The following is a 16,325-nucleotide window of genomic DNA, read 5'->3' as shown; positions in this document are numbered from 1 at the left end:
AGGAGAATCTGACCGCTCTGTCACAAGCTGACCATCTCAACAGCTCTAGCTCGCTGCTTTGCTCTGGAACGCCCGTTCTAGAGCCTTTGTAGGAAAAATTTCAATGGTGCTCAATGGCCATCAACGGCTATGCTAGTCTGGATCCAAACCAATAACAGGTAATACCGGTTTTACGTCTACTCAAAGGGAATGGGGGGGCTTCCTGACACAACCGGACGAGCCACGCTGGGGCTTCAATGCGCTATTTGCTGATGTTGTTGTTCTGCTTGCCCCTCATGGCGAGCGCCGTCGAATTCGACGAATTTACCCAGAGCCTCCCTCTGGGCCGGTCGCTGCAAGTGTTCGAAGACCCGAGCGGTCAGGCGAGCATTGCCGATGTTCGTGCGCAAGCTGCCGCCGGCAATTTCAAAGTTCACGATAAGGCCACGCTTAATGCCGGTTACTCGCGCTCGGCGTTCTGGCTGAAAATTGACCTGCAGTACCGTCCGAGCAATCCCGCCGCCCAGCGCACCTGGCTGCTGGAACTGGCTTATCCACCGCTTGACCATCTCGACCTCTATACGGCCGACGCCAATGGCGACTACCGCCTCGTCCGGCAAACCGGCGACGCCTGGCCGTTCGCCAGCCGCGAGATCCGCCAGAACAACTATTTGTTCGACCTCGCTTTCGCACCGGGTCAACAACAAACCGTGTACCTGCGACTGGCCAGTGAAGGCTCGATTCAGGCACCGGTGACGTTGTGGTCGAGCACCGCGTACCTCGAAGATCAGCCGGTGCGCCTGTATGTGCTGGGGATCATTTATGGCGTGCTGCTGGGGATGCTGGTCTACAACCTGTTCATCTATCTGAGTGTGCGCGACACCAGTTACCTCTATTACATCTTCTATATCGCCTCGTTCGGCCTTTATCAGTTGTCGGTGAACGGCGCGGCGGTGGAGTATTTCTGGCCGGACAATCCGTGGTGGGCCAACGCGGCCACGCCATTTTTCATCGGCTGTGCGGGGCTGTTCGGCAGTCAGTTCGCCCGCAGTTTCCTGCAGACCAAAAACCAAAGTCGTTGGCTTGATCGCCTGCTGATTGCACTGATCGCGTTCGGTGCGCTGGTGGTTGGTTTGTCGCTGATGACCAGTTACGCGTTGTCGCTGCGCCTGGCGACGATACTGGCGCTGACCTTCACTGTGGTGATTTTCGCCGCCGGGATTCTGGCCTGGTGGCGCGGCTTGCGGGTGGCGCGCTATTTCATCATCGCCTGGTCGGCGTTCCTGCTCGGCGGCATCGTCAACACGCTGATGGTGCTCGGCCTGCTGCCGAACGTATTCCTGACCATGTACGCCAGCCAGATCGGTTCGGCCATCGAAGTGGCGCTGCTGTCGCTGGCACTGGCCGACCGGATCAACGCGATGCGCGAGCAACAGGCGCAGACCTTGTATGACGCCGGGCAGAAACTCGAAGTGCTCAACCAGCAACTGGCCCACAGCAACAAACTCAAGGACGAATTCCTCGCAACCCTGACCCACGAATTGCGCACACCGATGAACGGCGTGATCGGTTCGCTGGAACTGATGCAGACCGTCGAGCTGGATCCGGAGCTTGAGCAATACCAGCAGACCGCCGCCGGTTCGGCGCGGGACATGATGCGCATGGTCAACGGCATCCTCACCCTTACGGAATTGCAGGCCGGCAAGCTCAAGGCTGTGCCGGGCAGTTTCAGCCTGCGCGCGGTGGTCGAAGCGCTGCGCGTGCAGTTCGACAGCAACGCGGCGAGCAAGTCGCTGGACTTCAAGGTCGAGGTGCTGCCGACCCTGCCGGATCGCCTGCACGGCGACAGCGCCAAACTCGCGCAATGCCTGGAATGCCTGCTGGACAACGCGATCAAGTTCACCCGCGTCGGCGGGCTGGCGCTGCGGGTGACCGGCAAACCATCGACGGACAATCGCCTGGCGTTGTCGTTTGCGGTGATCGACACCGGCATCGGTTTTACCGATCTGGGCGAGGCGACGATGTACCAGCGCTTCTTCCAGCTCGACGGTTCGATGACCCGCGAATACGGCGGACTGGGCGTGGGGCTGGCGATCTGCCGACAGTTGGTCGAGCTGCTTGGCGGCAAGCTTACTCATCGCTCCGAACCTGGACGTGGCAGCCGTTTTCAACTGGACGTTGAGTTTGAACTGCCGGCGGTTGAAGCTGCGCCGATCATCGCGCCTTCGCACGATTGTGTGCGTGCGCCGCAGGACTGCACGGTGTTGCTGGTGGATGACAACAGTGTCAACCAACTGGTGATGCGCGGCATGTTGCTCAAGCTCGGCTTTCGCGTGCGTACCGCCGACAACGGCGCGGCGGCATTGGATTGCTTGCAACGAGAGACTTTCGACGCAGTGCTGATCGATTGCCAGTTGCCGGCTTACGACGGCGCGTCATTGTGCTGCCAGATTCATGCGTTGCCGGGCTGCGCGAACTTGCCGGTATTCATGCTGGCGCTAACTGCCGACCGAGAGCTTTGCGCAACGGGGGCGCCGGTCGATTACCTGAACAAACCCGTAAAATTCGAAGATCTGCAATCTGCGCTGGAGCGGCGGGTGCTGTGCTGCTAGCAGGGTAAAAGCGCCGCAAATTCGGCGGATATGACACTTTGACCGGTTGCGGAGCGGTGCTTAACTGGGTTCCTTGGTTGCCCGAAGGAGCCCGTCATGAACCTGCATCAGTTCGCCGAAACCCACGAAGTCACCAACCAGCCACCGTCGCTGGACGGCACTAACCTGTACCGCATCGACCTGCCGTTGCAGGAGTGGTCGCGGCGCTTTGGTGCCGGGTGGGCGGAGTCGCGGATCGATGCCTACGGTGCACTCGCTGGTGGGCCGTTGATGGAAGCCGGGTTCCTCGCCAACCAGAACAAACCCACGTTCGCCAGCCATGACCGCTACGGTCATCGCATCGATCTGGTGGAATTTCATCCGGCCTATCACGAACTGATGCGCACGGCGATCGAGCATGGCCTGACTTCGCTGCCATGGACCCATCCACAGGACGGCGCGCATGTCGCGCGCGCCTCGATGACCTATCTGCACAGCCAGGCAGAAGCCGGCAGCGGTTGTCCGTTGACCATGACCTTCGCCAGCGTGCCGGCCCTGCGTTTGCAGGCGAACATCGCTGAGCAATGGCTACCGAAAGTCCTCGCCACCGAATACGACCCGCGCAACGTCGGCATGGCGCACAAGGCCGGCGTGACCATCGGCATGGCCATGACCGAGAAGCAGGGCGGCACTGACGTGCGCGCCAATACCACCAAGGCTTACCCGGTCGGCGCCGGTGGCCCGGGGCAGGCCTATGAACTGGTCGGGCACAAGTGGTTCTGCTCGGCGCCGATGTGCGATGCGTTTCTGACCTTGGCGCAGACCGACAAGGGTTTGAGCTGTTTCCTGCTGCCACGGCATCGCCCGGACGACACGCGTAATCAGTTCTACATCCAGCGCCTGAAAAACAAACTCGGCAACCAGTCCAACGCCTCCAGCGAAGTGGAGTTCCGTGGCGCGCTGGCGTGGATGGTCGGTGAGGAAGGGCGCGGCGTGCCGACTATTATCGAGATGGTCGCCATGACTCGGTTCGATTGCATGGTCGGTTCCAGCGCTTTGATGCGCCAGGCGCTGACCCAGGCCAGCCATCACTGCGCGCACCGCAAGGTTGGCGGCAAGCTGCTCAGCGAACAGCCGTTGATGCAAAACGTCCTGGCTGATCTGGCCCTGGAAAGCGAAGCCGCGCTGGCCCTGAGTTTGCGCATGGGCAAGGCGCTGGATCATCTGGACGATCGCCACGAAGCGCAATTTGCGCGGCTGGTGACGGCGGTGGGCAAGTATTGGATCTGCAAGCGTGCGCCGGGGATGATCAACGAAGCGGCCGAGTGCATGGGCGGCGCCGGGTATGTCGAGGACAGTATCCTGCCGCGTCTGTACCGTGAGGCACCGGTGAACTCGACGTGGGAAGGCTCGGGGAATGTGCAATGCCTCGACGTGCTGCGCGCGTTGTCGAAAGAGCCGGGGGTGCTGGATGTGTTGTTCAGCGAACTCGGTGACGGGCATGGCGACAAGCGTCTGGCGGCGCATATTCAGCAGTTGCAGGCGCAGTTCAAAGACACCAGTGATATTCAGTATCGCGCGCGGCAACTGACCGAAGACATCGCGCTCGGTTTACAGGCCAAGCTTCTGTTGGAGGCCGGAAATTCAACGGTCAGCGATGCCTTCATCGCCAGCCGCCTGAGCGGTGGCGGCCGGGTTTACGGTGCATTACCTCGCGGACTGGACGTCGAAGCCATCGTCGCCCGCTCAACTCCACAAGGTTTCTGAGCTCAATTTCCCAAGCGGCACAAAACCCTGTGGGAGCGAGCTTGCTCGCGAAAGCGGTACATCAGTCGACAGCTATGTTGAATGACAATCCGTATTCGCGAGCAAGCTCGCTCCCACGGGATCTCCCTAGATGGGAAGATTTGGGTACACCCACAACGCCACTGTTCCCGTGACGCCACGATGCAGGCAAGATGAAGCTCTGCAAGTCAGAACACAGGAAGCTGATCGTGACCGAAGCGTTTATTGTCGTTCAAACCGCCGAACAAGCCGTGGACCGTCTGGCCGAGCTGCATGAGCGGGCCACCACTGCGCTGAACTCGGCGCTCAAGCGTTACCTCAAGGATCGCGTCGAACCCGACGCTGCGCAGCGTGCTCTGTTTCGTTATCCCGAACTGCGTCTGACCTATCACTGCCAGGGCGAAGTGCCGCAGACCACCCGCGCTTATGCCAAGGTGCAACTGCCGGGCACTTACAGCGTCACCGTCACCCACCCGGCGGCGTTCCGCAAATACCTGCTCGAACAGTTGGTGCCGTTGATGCACGACTTCACCGTGACCGTGGAAGTCGGCGTCAGCCAGCAAAACATTCCGTATCCGTATGTGGTCGAGCAGGGCGATGAACTCGCCGGTTCCGGGGTCACCGCTGCCGTGCTGGCGCGGGTGTTCCCGAGTACCGACCTGTCCGCCGCCACCGATGGCATCGCCGACGGTCTCTACGACTGGGAAAACACCGATCCGCTGCCGCTGGCCTTGTTCGACGCTGCGCGCGTGGATTTCTCCCTGCGCCGTCTGGTGCACTACACCGGCAGCGATTGGCGCCATGTGCAGCCGTGGATTCTGCTGACCAACTATCACCGCTATGTCGACCAGTTCATCGTCCATGGTCTGGAACAGTTGCGCCGCGACCCGCGATTCGTGCGCATGGTCTTGCCGGGCAACGTGATCATCGAGAAGGGCATGGATCACGGCGAAGCATCGGCGATTGCGGCCGGTGTGGTCTGGCACCGATACCAGATGCCGGCTTATCACCTGATCGCCAGCGATGGCCACGGCGTGACGCTGGTCAACATCGGCGTCGGCCCGTCCAACGCCAAGAACATCACCGACCACTTGGCGGTGCTGCGTCCGCATTGCTGGCTGATGATCGGCCACTGCGGCGGCCTGCGTCAGTCGCAGACCATCGGCGACTACGTGCTGGCCCACGCTTACATGCGCCGCGACGGCATTCTCGACCGTGTGGTGCCGCCGAACATCCCGATCCCGGCCCTGGCCGAAGTGCAAATGGCCCTGCAGCAAGCAGCGGCCAACGTCACCGGCGAGAAGGGCGATGATCTGAAGAAACGCCTGCGCACTGGCACCGTGCTGACCTACGACGACCGTAACTGGGAATTGCGTTGGGCTCAGGAACGACCGTTGATCAACCTGTCCCGCGCCGTGGCCGTGGACATGGAAAGCGGCACGATTGCAGCGCAGGGTTATCGCCTGCGGGTGCCGTACGGCACGTTGCTCTGCGTTTCAGATAAACCGCTGCACAGTGAAATCAAACTGCCGGGTTCGGCCAACGCCTTCTATGAACGCGCGGTCAGCCAGCACTTGAAGATCGGCATTGAAGCGGTGGACCTGCTGCGCACTGAACTCAACTCGCTGCACTCGCGCAAACTGCGCAGCTTCGACGAGCCGCCGTTCCGTTAACGCTTAGTCGTGGTCATTTGGCGGTCGGGGCACTAGCATTGTCAGCCCTGATCGCTAAATGTCTGTTCTCTTATGTCTCGTCCCCCGCGTCCACCTTCCCGCCGCCCCGGCGCGAAGCCTCAGTCGTCCGCGCCGCGCCGTGTTGCCAAGGCACCCCCGGCCGAGCCGAAACTGATCCTGTTCAACAAACCGTTCGATGTCCTGACGCAATTCAGCGACGGTGAAGGGCGGGCGACGCTCAAGGATTTCATCGATGTACCCGGCATTTATCCGGCCGGACGCCTGGATCGCGACAGCGAAGGATTGTTGCTGCTGACCAACGACGGGCAGTTACAGGCGCGTATCGCCGATCCGAAACACAAACTGGCGAAGACCTATTGGGTGCAGGTCGAAGGTGTGCCGACGGCTGAGCAATTGCAGCGCTTGCGCGATGGCGTTGAACTGAATGACGGCATGACCTTGCCCGCCGAAGCGCGGCAACTGGATGAGCCTGAATTGTGGCCGCGTAATCCGCCGGTGCGTTTTCGCGCCACCATACCGACGTCATGGCTGGAACTGGTGATTCGCGAAGGGCGCAACCGTCAGGTACGGCGCATGACGGCGGCGGTAGGCCTGCCGACATTGCGGTTGGTGCGGGTGAAGATTGGTGACTGGACGATCGACGGACTCGATCAGGGCCAGTGGAAGGAAGTGCCGGCGCGCTTATAAAGCGCCGGACTCGATCAGGCCGATCACCACACTCTTGATGATGAACGCGGCCACGCCCAGGCCCAGTACGAAGAACAGAATGAACGAGCCAAAGCGCCCGGCTTTGGACTTCTTCGCCAGATCCCAGACGATGAAACCCATGAAAATGATCAGGATGCTGACCAGACCGGTCATCATCCACTCTTCGAATACTGCTGGATCCATTGGGGTTCTCCGGCACGGGCGCGGCTAAAAGGGCGCGGCGAGTATACGCCAAGGTGTGCGGGGTGGCATTGATCTGGGTCTGGTCCGAAGCCTTTGCCCTCACCCTAACCCTCTCCCAGAGGGAGAGGGGACTGACCGGGGATGCTCGCAAAATACGCCGACCTGAACGTTCTGTTGTGAATCCATAATCGACTCAATTTTTCAGGTCGATGTATGACAGCAGACACCTCGGTCGGCTCCCTCTCCTGGGGGAGAGGGCTGGGGTGAGGGGGCCTTTGATCAGTTGCGCAGGTGGGTCAGCGGCAGTTCCGTGCTGTTCAAAACCTGATTCAGCACAAAACTCGAGCGCACACTGGTCACGCCTTCAATCCGGGTCAGGTGTCCCAGCAATAGCTTCTGATAGTGATCCATATCCGGCACTACCACTTTCAACTGATAGTCAGCATCCACCCCCGTCACCAGGCTGCACTCCAGCACCTGCGGCAACGTGCGAATCGCCGCTTCGAAATTCTCGAAACGCTCCGGCGTATGCCGGTCCATGCCGATCAGCACATACGCGGTCAGGCTCAGCCCGAGCATCTTGCGATCGAGCAATGCGACCTGGCGTGAGATGTAGCCGTCGTCTTCCAGTTGCTTGACCCGGCGCGAGCAAGGGGAGGGCGACAGACCGATGCGCTCGGCCAGCTCCTGGTTGGAGATGCGGGCGTCGCGCTGCAATTCCGCCAAAATACTCAGGTCGTAACGGTCGAGTTTGCTCATCAATCTGTCCTTGGTTGTAACTATTGCGGCAGATTATCTATCCAGGGTTAAAAATTGCGCAAGTGGTGTTTATTTCAGCAATCTTCGCAATCCTCTGTCGCCGTCTCAGGCCTATTCTTATCACCAGAATCACTGCTCGGTAACACAGTCCACAGCGGCCCGCCCTATCAGGCCCGCCGCGGCCGCCACCCCCACCGGGGTTGTGCCGGCCCCCGAGCTGCACACTGTCCAGAAGACGGCGTGAGGTGAGCCGACGTCAAAAGCGTCGAGCCAGGACGAAGTTCTCTAAAGGGAGGCCGACGGGTCTCCCTTTTTTCTTGCCTGCGATTTCATGCCGGACGCTCAGTAAATAAGTTGCGTGACTGATAACCTGTTGCAGAACCCGGTGTGTGTATTCCCGGTCTTAGTGACAAGCCCTCTTACATTTACAGGCCCCGCAGTGAGAAAAAGCATGAATTCGCGCATCTGGCGTCTGGCCGGTGTTGGTTTGCTGTGTGTGAGTGTCAGTGCGCAAGCACTTGCCGATGAACCGCAGAATCGCGGGCCGGAGGGCGGTGGCCATGGCCAGGACCATCAGGGCAATAATCAGGGCCATGGCGGCAACAATCAGCCGCGTCCGCAGAATAATCAGCCACAGCAGAATCAGCCACGTCCGCAGAACAACGAGATCATTCGTGGCGACAACAGTCGCCAGTTCGAGCACAACGGCCAGCAGCACAACAACAATGGCCAGTGGCAAAACCACGACCAGAACCGTCCGGCGTACAACCCCAACCCGGTGCGCCAGCCGCCACCACCGCCACAACTGCCGGCCAATAGCCTGCCGATCCAGCCACGGCCCGATACCGTGCGCCAGACCCAGGAACCGCGACAGGGTTACTACCGCGACGAGCGCCCGCAAAACGGTTATCACAATCAGCAATGGCAGACCGGTAACCGGCCCAATGACAATCGCTGGCCGGGCCGTCCGGATGGTCATGGCAATGGCTGGGGGGCTGGTCCGCAATATCGACCGGGGCATGTGATCGACCGTTTCCCGGATCGTGACTACCGCGTGCCGTATCGCGGTCAGGATTACTTCTACTCCGCAGGCTACTGGTATCGCCCGCAAGGCCCGCGCTACATCGTCGTGCAGCCGCCACGCGGGATTCGCATTCAGTATTTGCCCGATTACGCCCGTGAAGTGTGGATCGGCGGTTCGCTATTGTTCCTCGCCGCCGGTGCCTACTACGCGTATCAGGAGGCGACCCAGGATTATGTAGTCGTCGAGCCGCCGGTTCAGCCGCAACCGCAGCCGCAATCCCAAGGCTATGACGTCGAAGCCTATCCGGCCAACGGCCAGTCGCCGGAGCAGGTGCAGCAGGACGGATACCAGTGCTATCAGTACGCCGTGCAGCAAAGCGGTTTCGACCCGCGCACCGCGACGTATCAACCGGCACCCGAAGTGGTGCAGGCCTACCGCCAGGCTCAAGGGAGTTGCCTGAGCAGTCGCGGTTATCAGGTCAGTTACTGAAGCCGGGTTTGCGCCCGTTCTGACTTGACCACTTCCTGCGGGTCGGCGTGCACCAGCACTTCGGCTCGCGGGTAGGCCTTGTGAATCGCATCGGCGGCTTGATCGCTGATGCCGTGGGCCACTGACAGGGTCAATTCCCGCGGCAATTCCAGGTGCAACTGCACGAACCAGTGGTTGCCGGAGATCCGCGTGCGCAAGTCATGCGCGCCCAACACCCCCGGCACGCTGCAGGCCAGTTCGAGCATGTGCTGACTGACGTCGGTTGGCAGTTCTTCATCCATTAGCACCGAAAAACTTTCCCGGGCGATCTGGATCGCACTCCACAGGATATAGGCGGCAATGCCGAGTCCGAACCAGGCATCCAGTTGATGCCAGCCGAACCCGGCCAACACCAACGCCACCAGAATACTGCCGTTGAGTAACAGGTCGGATCGGTAATGCAGTGAGTCGGCACGCACGGCGTTGGAACCGGTCTGCTTGATCACTCGATGCTGCAGCACCAGCAAGGCCACCGTCAGCAGCAATGAGAAAATGATCACGCCAATGCTGATCCACGGTGCGCCGAGCGGTTCCGGATGCTGGATGCGTTCATAGGCTTGAAACGCGATCAATACCGCGCTGCCGCCAATGAACAGCGCCTGCGCCATCCCTGCCAGCGACTCCGCCTTGCCGTGACCATAACGATGATCGTCATCGGCCGGGCGCAGCGCGTAATGCACGGCCAGCAGATTGAGCAGCGAAGCGATGCCATCCAGCGCCGAGTCGGTAAGGCCGGCGAGCATGCTCACCGAGCCGCTGAGCCACCAGGCGATGGCTTTGGCGATGATCAGCGTGCACGCCACCGCTACCGAGGCGCGGGTCGCCAGCCTGAGCAGGCGGGCGTGTTCGGGGCTGGATGTCATTGAACGTCCTTTTTAAGCGGCGGGTTGCAGGCCGAACATCGCCAGTTGTTGAGTGCTGCCCTTGTGTTGAATCAGGCGCGGATCATCCAGTGGGAAATCTCGGCCCAACTCGCTTTCGAGAATAGCCTGCAACTTGTGATTATCGACCTGACCGTCCGGGCCGATGGCTTGCTTGAGTTTGGCCGGGTCGATCTGCGCAGTGTGGCCCGGTTCGAAATAGATCGCACCGGTGGCGAAGTCGACGGCAAACGCGATCAGGCCGGGGATGATGTAGAACAGCAGGCCCACGGCGTCGAGCACGGCAATCGCCGGGTCGATCTTGCCGTCGATCTGCCCGCGCCGGTCCGGGTAGAAAATCGAACCGCACGCGGTGATTTGCGTGAGCAGGGTGGCGACCAGTACACCGCCGATCAGGCGAAAAGGTAAGCGCATGGGAAAATCTCCTGATTCATCTAAGAACGAAGCGTAGTCGTGTGAAGTTAAGACCCTGACGAACGCCTAGCAGTTCGCCGTTATACTCGGGCCTGGCAGGGCATGCCCACAGTAAATTGCGGCCTCGTCTCACCCCTACCGAAATACGTTGAGGATTGAAGTTGTTTTCTCCAGATCGACACCGCGTGAAGGCTAATGAATCCTATCGGGGTTCGGCCCTACGGGCTAAAGCTGTGAGCGCGCCGTGCTGCGTTGCGGGACTTGGCAAGGAAACGACCCTTACCTGCGTCCCGCGCCTTGCCTGGCACGCTCACAACTTTAACGCGACTCGCAATTTACTGTGGGCACGCCCTGGGGAGCCAGCATGATTTCTTTGCCAATCGATGATGTTTTACCCGCCCTGCGTGAAGCCCTTGCGACACGCCACGAAGCCGTGCTCGAAGCACCGCCGGGCGCCGGTAAAACCACCCGCGTGCCTTTGGCTTTGCTCAATGAAGCGTGGCTGGCCGGGCAAACCATTCTGATGCTTGAACCGCGCCGTCTCGCCGCGCGTGCAGCAGCGGAGCGTTTGGCCAGTGAGCTGGGCGAGAAGGTCGGGGAAACCGTCGGATATCGCATTCGCCTCGATAGCAAAGTCGGCCCCAATACGCGTATCGAAGTGGTCACCGAAGGCATTCTCACCCGCCGTTTGCAGGATGATCCGGCGCTGGAAGGCGTGGGCCTGCTGATCTTTGACGAATTTCACGAACGCAGCCTCGACGCCGATCTGGCGCTGGCCTTAAGTCTGAACGGTCGCGAGCTGTTCCGGGCTGAACAGCCGCTGAAGATTTTGCTGATGTCGGCCACGCTGGAAGGCGAGCGTCTGGCCGGGTTGCTGGATGACGCGCCGATCCTGCGCAGCGAAGGCCGCATGTACCCGGTGACGATGCGCTGGGGCCGGCCGTATCAGCCCGGCGAGTACATCGATCAGCGCGTTACGCAAACCGTGCTCGAAGCGCTGCATGACGAAACCGGCAGCCTGTTGGTGTTCCTGCCGGGGCAGGCGGAAATCCGTCGCGTCCATCAACAACTGGCCGACGCCATCGGTGAGCGCAGCGATGTTTTGCTGTGCCCATTGCACGGCGAACTGGACCTCAACGCCCAGCGTGCCGCCATCGACCCGGCGCCGACCGGCCAGCGCAAAGTGGTGCTGGCGACCAACATTGCCGAAACCAGTTTGACCATCAACGGCGTGCGCGTAGTCATTGATGCCGGGCTGGCGCGGGTGCCGCGTTTCGACCCCGGCAGCGGCATGACCCGCCTCGATACCCAGCGGATTTCCAAGGCCAGCGCCACTCAGCGTGCGGGCCGCGCCGGGCGACTGGAACCGGGGGTTTGTTATCGCTTGTGGTCGCAGGATCAGCACGAACAACTCGCCGCTTATGGCAGTGCGGAAATTCTCTCGGCGGATCTCGCCAGCCTCGCTCTGCAATTGGGGCGCTGGGGTGTCACGCCGGGTGAACTGGTCTGGCTGGATGTTCCGCCAGCGGCGGCTTATGCACAGGCGCAGGATTTGCTGCAACGGCTCGGTGCGCTGGAAGGGGAAACGCTGACCACTCACGGTCAGGCCATGGCTGAGTTGCCGGCGCATCCGCGCATCGGGCATTTGCTCCTGCGCGGTCAGGCGCTGGGGCTGGCGACCATGGCCTGCGATGTCGCCGCGCTGCTGGGCGAGCGCGATATCTTGCGCGGTGCCGGGGCGGATTTGCACAGTCGATTGGTCCTGCTATCCGGCGAAGAACGCGCCGCTCGCGGTGCGCACGGTGGTGTGCAGCGCGCCCGGCAACTGGCGCGGCAATATCGCGGTTATCTGCGCGGCAAGGCGAGCGAGCCGGTCAGCGATCCCGATCATCCGCGCTGGCTCGGCGCCTTGCTGGCGCTGGCCTACCCGGACCGCGTCGCGCAACAGCGGCGTGCCGGTGGCGCCGAATATCGTCTGGCCAACGGTCGCGCGGCGCTGTTCGCCGAAGCCGACAGCCTGATGAAAGAGCCGTGGATCGTCATCGCCGATCTCGGCAGCCGTCAGGGCCAGCGCGAAGAACGCATTTATCTGGCGGCGGATTTCGATCCGGCGCTGTTCGATTCGGTGCTCGCCGAACAGGTGCGCAACGTTGATCAACTCGACTGGGACGAGCGCGAAGGCGTGCTGCGCGCCGAGCGCCAGCGCAAGGTCGGCGAGTTGATTCTCAGCCGTGAGCCGTTGACCGGTCTTGATGAAAATGCGCGCAGTCAGGCGTTGGTCAATCTGGTGCGGCGCAAGGGGCTGGAGCTGTTGCCGTGGACGCCGGAATTGCGTCAGTGGCAGGCGCGGGTGGCGTTGTTGCGCCAGTTGGAATTGAACCATCAGGACGACAGTCAGTGGCCGGATGTCAGCGATGCGACATTACTGAACACCCTCGAAGACTGGCTGATGCCGTATCTGGGCAAGGTCTCGCGGCTCAGTCATTTTGCCAACCTCGACCTGTCGAGCATTGTGCGTAACTTGCTGCCGTGGCCGCTACCGCAGAAGCTTGATGAGCTGGCGCCACATCATCTGAGCGTGCCGTCGGGGTCGTCGATTCGTCTGGACTACAGCGAGGTACCACCGATTCTCGCGGTGCGTTTGCAGGAGTTGTTCGGGCTCGCCGATACCCCGCGCATTGCCGGCGGGCGGCAGGTGGTCAAGTTGCATCTGTTGTCGCCAGCAAGGCGACCGGTGCAGGTGACGCAGGATCTGGCCAACTTCTGGCGCAGCACCTATGCCGAGGTGAAAAAGGATTTGAAGGGTCGCTATCCGAAGCATTATTGGCCGGATGATCCGCTGGTGGCCGAGGCGACTGCACGGGCCAAACCGCGCGGCACCTGAAGAGTAAAAAATCGCAGCCTGCGCAGCTCCCACAGGGTTTCGTGGTGGGGCTGCCTGCGATGTCATTTCATGAACGCGAAAAGACCGTTTTGACCCACCCCTGCAAGGTGTACTTCTGGTAGATGTGCTCAGGCACATCGACATACGGATCAGTAATGAACCGTTCCGGAATCACCGGGTTGGCCTCATCGATCACCAGAATGTTCGCCGGGTTGTAAAAGTCATAGTCGACCACGCTCTTGTTGGTGGTGATGACTTTTTTCCGTGAGGCCATGGCTTCGAAGAACCGGAAGCTCAAACCGGCCTGACCGGGTTTGGCAATGTCCAGAATAATCCGTGAGCGCTTGACCAACTCACCCACGGATTCCAGCGACATTCTCTGTTCGAAAAAAGTGATGCCCGGATGCGTACCCGGAATCGGTTTGCTCTGAACCAGAAATTTGCAGTCGGTGATGCCGAGCCGATCAAATTCCCGTACCAGCGCTTCGAGGGCGGGAACCCTGTCCTTGCCCGCCATCACCACGCAGGCCGAGTATTTATCGGGATCGCCGTCTGCGACATAATCGTCGTAAATGAAATTGTGCAGTTTTTTCAGGCCGTGGCTCTTGGCATTTTCCGGGTCGAATGAAAACACCTGGTCATACACGGCAAGTTCTTCACGGCTCATCGGCCATCGACTGAAGCTGTCGTACAGGTAAGCGATCTTTCGATCAGAGGCTTGCAGGCCGGCTGTAACCTGTTTGGGGTCGATCTGTGCCGGATTGATGACGAGCGCCACGTCAAATCGTCCCGATGTACGAATTGTCTTTTTGAACAGCCGCAACCGATCCCAATGTTTCAGCCAGCGACGAATGATTTTCGGGCTTCGTGCAAACCTGTCGGGCATTGAAAACGTATCGATAAAGCAGACGTCATTATCGATGCTCAAATAAGCAGCCAATTTGCGGGCATAACCGCCGATGTCTTTGCAGACCAGTAAGATTTTCATAGGCGTCCATGTCGAGTTCAAGACATGGAGCTTAGTTCCCGGGTTTGTATTTGCTTTTGTTTCGGTCTCCGCTACGGCCCGGCCGGCAGCAGGAAGCGCGCAATCACCGGCAGGTGATCGGAGATGCGCAACGTGTCGTCCTGGCGCACCCTTGCTTCGACCCGCTTGATCTTCGGGCTGTAAAACAGATAGTCGACTGTACGATCCGGGCCATTCAGACCGGGGTCGTTGGGGTAGTGGGTCAGCCAGCGCGCACGGTCGATGCCGCTGGCTTCGTTGTTGGTCGGGATCATCGGGTACTTGTCCCACAGCAGATGCAGTTCGCTGTCGGCGGAGTAGGGCGTGCGCTGTTCGGCAGGCAGGCGGCGGTACTGGCCGAGCGGCAACAGGTTGAAATCGCCGCCGATCAGCCACGGCAGGCCTTGGCTCTCATACTTGTCGAGCACTTTGGCTATGGCGGTCAATTGTGCCAGCGCGATGTCACCCGGTTGGCTGGAGCGTTCAAGGTGGGTGTTGAATACGGTCAGTTGCCCGCCGTCACTCAGGGGCAGTTTGGTCGCGAGCAGGGCGTCTTTCGGCTGGAACTGGCGGTTGATGAAGTCGGCGGCAGCGACCGGCAGTTGCAGGCGTTCGGCGTGTTCGATGCGGTAGCGACTCAGGGTCGCCAGTTGCCGGCCGACGCTGCCGTAAATGTGCGGGTCGGGGACGAATTCGGCCTTCCAGTCGAAGGCACTGACACTGCACGGATACAGGTCAGCGACCCGTTCCTGCAACAGTTTGAGCTGATCCTGATAATCACTGGCCTTGGCGCCGTCATCCAGTTCCTGCAACAGCACCAGATCGGGCTGCTCGTCGCGGATCACTCGCGCCACTTCGTCGAGGCTGAAGGCCATGTCTTCCAGCGTCGGCGCTTCATCATCGCCCTGAGCCAGATCACTCCAGAACACGTAGCGTTTGCCAGCCAGGTATTGCACGTTCCAGGTCATGACTTTCAGCGCCTGGCCCGGCACCAGCGTCGGCGTTGTGGCGGTGCAACTGACCGGCAAGGTTTCGCGGGCGTCGGGGCGCCAGGTCAGGCTGAACAGCAGCCCGCCGATCAGGATGATGGCGAGCACGACAAGCAACAGGGTGTAGCGCAGTAGACGGGTCATGGCTCGGCTTATAGCGTTACAGAAAGTGGCCCCGAGCATACCTGACGGTCGTCTCGAAGCCCAAGTGCAGTGCTGTCAGATGGCTCTGTCACGTTTGTCAGGCAATTCGCTGATCAGCATGAACAGGCGAAACAGCACCACGCTGGTGAACAGTTGCAGGAAGCTGTGAGCGCTGTCGATCAGAATGGCGATCACAGGATTCTGCGGCTCGGGGTACACCGCCAGTGTCGCGCCTTTGAGCAACCACAGCGGCGTCATCACGCAGAGAATGCACAGCAGGATCCGCCAGAAATGCCCACGGGTCAGGCGCAGGCTTTCCTTCATCGCCTGCAAAGGCCCCATACCACGCAGTACCAGCAGGTATTCGCCGAACGCGAGCATCACCATCAGCATCAGGCCCGGCAGGAAATACAGCGACAGGCCCAGCAGAATCAGCAAGGTATTGAGCGCCGTGAGCAACGCGAAGCGCGGCCAAAGGGTGGCGGCCATCGCCAGCAGGTCGCGGTTGCGCGGCGCCTCGCCACGGCTGCGCGCATCGAGAAAGAGGATCAGTGCGGCGGTGTACAGCGGATACACCAACAGACCAACGACGATGCTGATCGCCGAGATGTTATCCGGCCCGCTGGCGTGATCGACCACTTGTTGCAGGAATGCTTCGAAAATCACCAGCGGCAGGCACAACCGCACGATGCTGCCCAAATGGCGTTTGAAAAAATACAGAGAGTCGCGCAGCACTTCGAGGGCATTCATCAGTCG

The 16,325-nt window shown here is 60.6% G+C and carries 13 protein-coding genes; 6 read left to right on the top strand and 7 right to left on the bottom strand.

The window, feature by feature from the left end:
• The first annotated feature begins 236 nt into the window (after window positions 1-236).
• The 4 genes from CLU80_RS09465 to CLU80_RS09450 all read left to right on the top strand — a co-directional run bounded on the left by CLU80_RS09465 (window position 237) and on the right by CLU80_RS09450 (window position 6,736).
• A complete protein-coding gene (locus CLU80_RS09465; RefSeq protein ID WP_099757259.1) occupies window positions 237-2,591 on the top strand; it encodes a hybrid sensor histidine kinase/response regulator in 2,355 nt (784 codons plus the stop codon).
• Between the two features lie 96 nt (window positions 2,592-2,687).
• Window positions 2,688-4,337, top strand: coding sequence for an acyl-CoA dehydrogenase family protein (locus CLU80_RS09460; protein WP_099757258.1), 1,650 nt, complete (start codon window positions 2,688-2,690; stop codon window positions 4,335-4,337).
• Window positions 4,338-4,528: 191 nt separating this feature from the next.
• A complete protein-coding gene (gene amn / locus CLU80_RS09455; protein WP_016986142.1) occupies window positions 4,529-6,028 on the top strand; it encodes an AMP nucleosidase in 1,500 nt (499 codons plus the stop codon).
• Window positions 6,029-6,100: 72 nt separating this feature from the next.
• A complete protein-coding gene (locus CLU80_RS09450; RefSeq protein ID WP_093434639.1) occupies window positions 6,101-6,736 on the top strand; it encodes a pseudouridine synthase in 636 nt (211 codons plus the stop codon).
• Here the strand turns inward: CLU80_RS09450 and CLU80_RS09445 are convergent.
• Both CLU80_RS09445 and CLU80_RS09440 read right to left on the bottom strand, forming a co-directional pair.
• Entirely contained in the window at window positions 6,731-6,940 is a 210-nt protein-coding gene (locus CLU80_RS09445) for a DUF2788 domain-containing protein (RefSeq protein WP_003228500.1), read from the bottom strand. The two genes, CLU80_RS09450 and CLU80_RS09445, sit on opposite strands and share 6 nt — an antisense overlap.
• 279 nt (window positions 6,941-7,219) lie before the next feature.
• Entirely contained in the window at window positions 7,220-7,699 is a 480-nt protein-coding gene (locus CLU80_RS09440) for an Lrp/AsnC family transcriptional regulator (RefSeq protein WP_008081091.1), read from the bottom strand.
• Window positions 7,700-8,150: 451 nt separating this feature from the next.
• Between CLU80_RS09440 and CLU80_RS09435 the strand changes: the two genes are divergently transcribed.
• Window positions 8,151-9,212, top strand: coding sequence for a DUF6515 family protein (locus tag CLU80_RS09435; RefSeq protein ID WP_093434642.1), 1,062 nt, complete (start codon window positions 8,151-8,153; stop codon window positions 9,210-9,212).
• On the opposite strand, the gene CLU80_RS09430 is transcribed toward CLU80_RS09435, so the two are convergent.
• Window positions 9,206-10,114 (bottom strand): cation diffusion facilitator family transporter, encoded by a 909-nt coding sequence (locus CLU80_RS09430; protein WP_099757257.1) that lies wholly within the window; start codon window positions 10,112-10,114, stop codon window positions 9,206-9,208. The two genes, CLU80_RS09435 and CLU80_RS09430, sit on opposite strands and share 7 nt — an antisense overlap.
• A 12-nt stretch (window positions 10,115-10,126) precedes the next feature.
• The gene (gene pmcY, locus CLU80_RS09425; RefSeq protein WP_016986146.1) at window positions 10,127-10,546 is read right to left on the bottom strand and encodes a periplasmic Zn2+ metallochaperone PmcY; all 420 of its coding nucleotides are present in this window, start codon (window positions 10,544-10,546) and stop codon (window positions 10,127-10,129) included.
• A 364-nt stretch (window positions 10,547-10,910) separates the two neighbouring features.
• On the opposite strand from pmcY, the gene hrpB reads away from it, so the two are divergent.
• Complete coding sequence (gene hrpB, locus CLU80_RS09420; RefSeq protein ID WP_099757256.1) at window positions 10,911-13,430, top strand: ATP-dependent helicase HrpB; 2,520 nt, start codon at window positions 10,911-10,913, stop codon at window positions 13,428-13,430.
• Between the two features lie 67 nt (window positions 13,431-13,497).
• Here the strand turns inward: hrpB and CLU80_RS09415 are convergent, their stop codons facing one another.
• From CLU80_RS09415 to CLU80_RS09405, 3 genes are all read right to left on the bottom strand, one after another.
• Window positions 13,498-14,418: a WaaS/CpsH family glycosyltransferase gene (locus tag CLU80_RS09415; protein ID WP_099757255.1), complete on the bottom strand. Its 921-nt coding sequence runs from the start codon at window positions 14,416-14,418 to the stop codon at window positions 13,498-13,500.
• Window positions 14,419-14,489: 71 nt separating this feature from the next.
• Window positions 14,490-15,569, bottom strand: coding sequence for an endonuclease/exonuclease/phosphatase family protein (locus tag CLU80_RS09410; RefSeq protein WP_099757254.1), 1,080 nt, complete (start codon window positions 15,567-15,569; stop codon window positions 14,490-14,492).
• Between the two features lie 75 nt (window positions 15,570-15,644).
• Window positions 15,645-16,319 carry a YciC family protein gene (locus CLU80_RS09405; RefSeq protein ID WP_093434664.1) on the bottom strand — a complete coding sequence of 225 codons (675 nt, stop codon included), beginning with the start codon at window positions 16,317-16,319 and terminating at the stop codon, window positions 15,645-15,647.
• Between the last annotated feature and the right edge of the window lie 6 nt (window positions 16,320-16,325).

This window comes from Pseudomonas sp. 29 (assembly GCF_002754355.1).
GTDB classification, from domain to species: Bacteria; Pseudomonadota; Gammaproteobacteria; order Pseudomonadales; family Pseudomonadaceae; genus Aquipseudomonas; species Aquipseudomonas neuropathica.
Note: the sequence above shows the minus strand (reverse complement) of the source record. Positions and strands in the feature narration are given on the sequence as shown.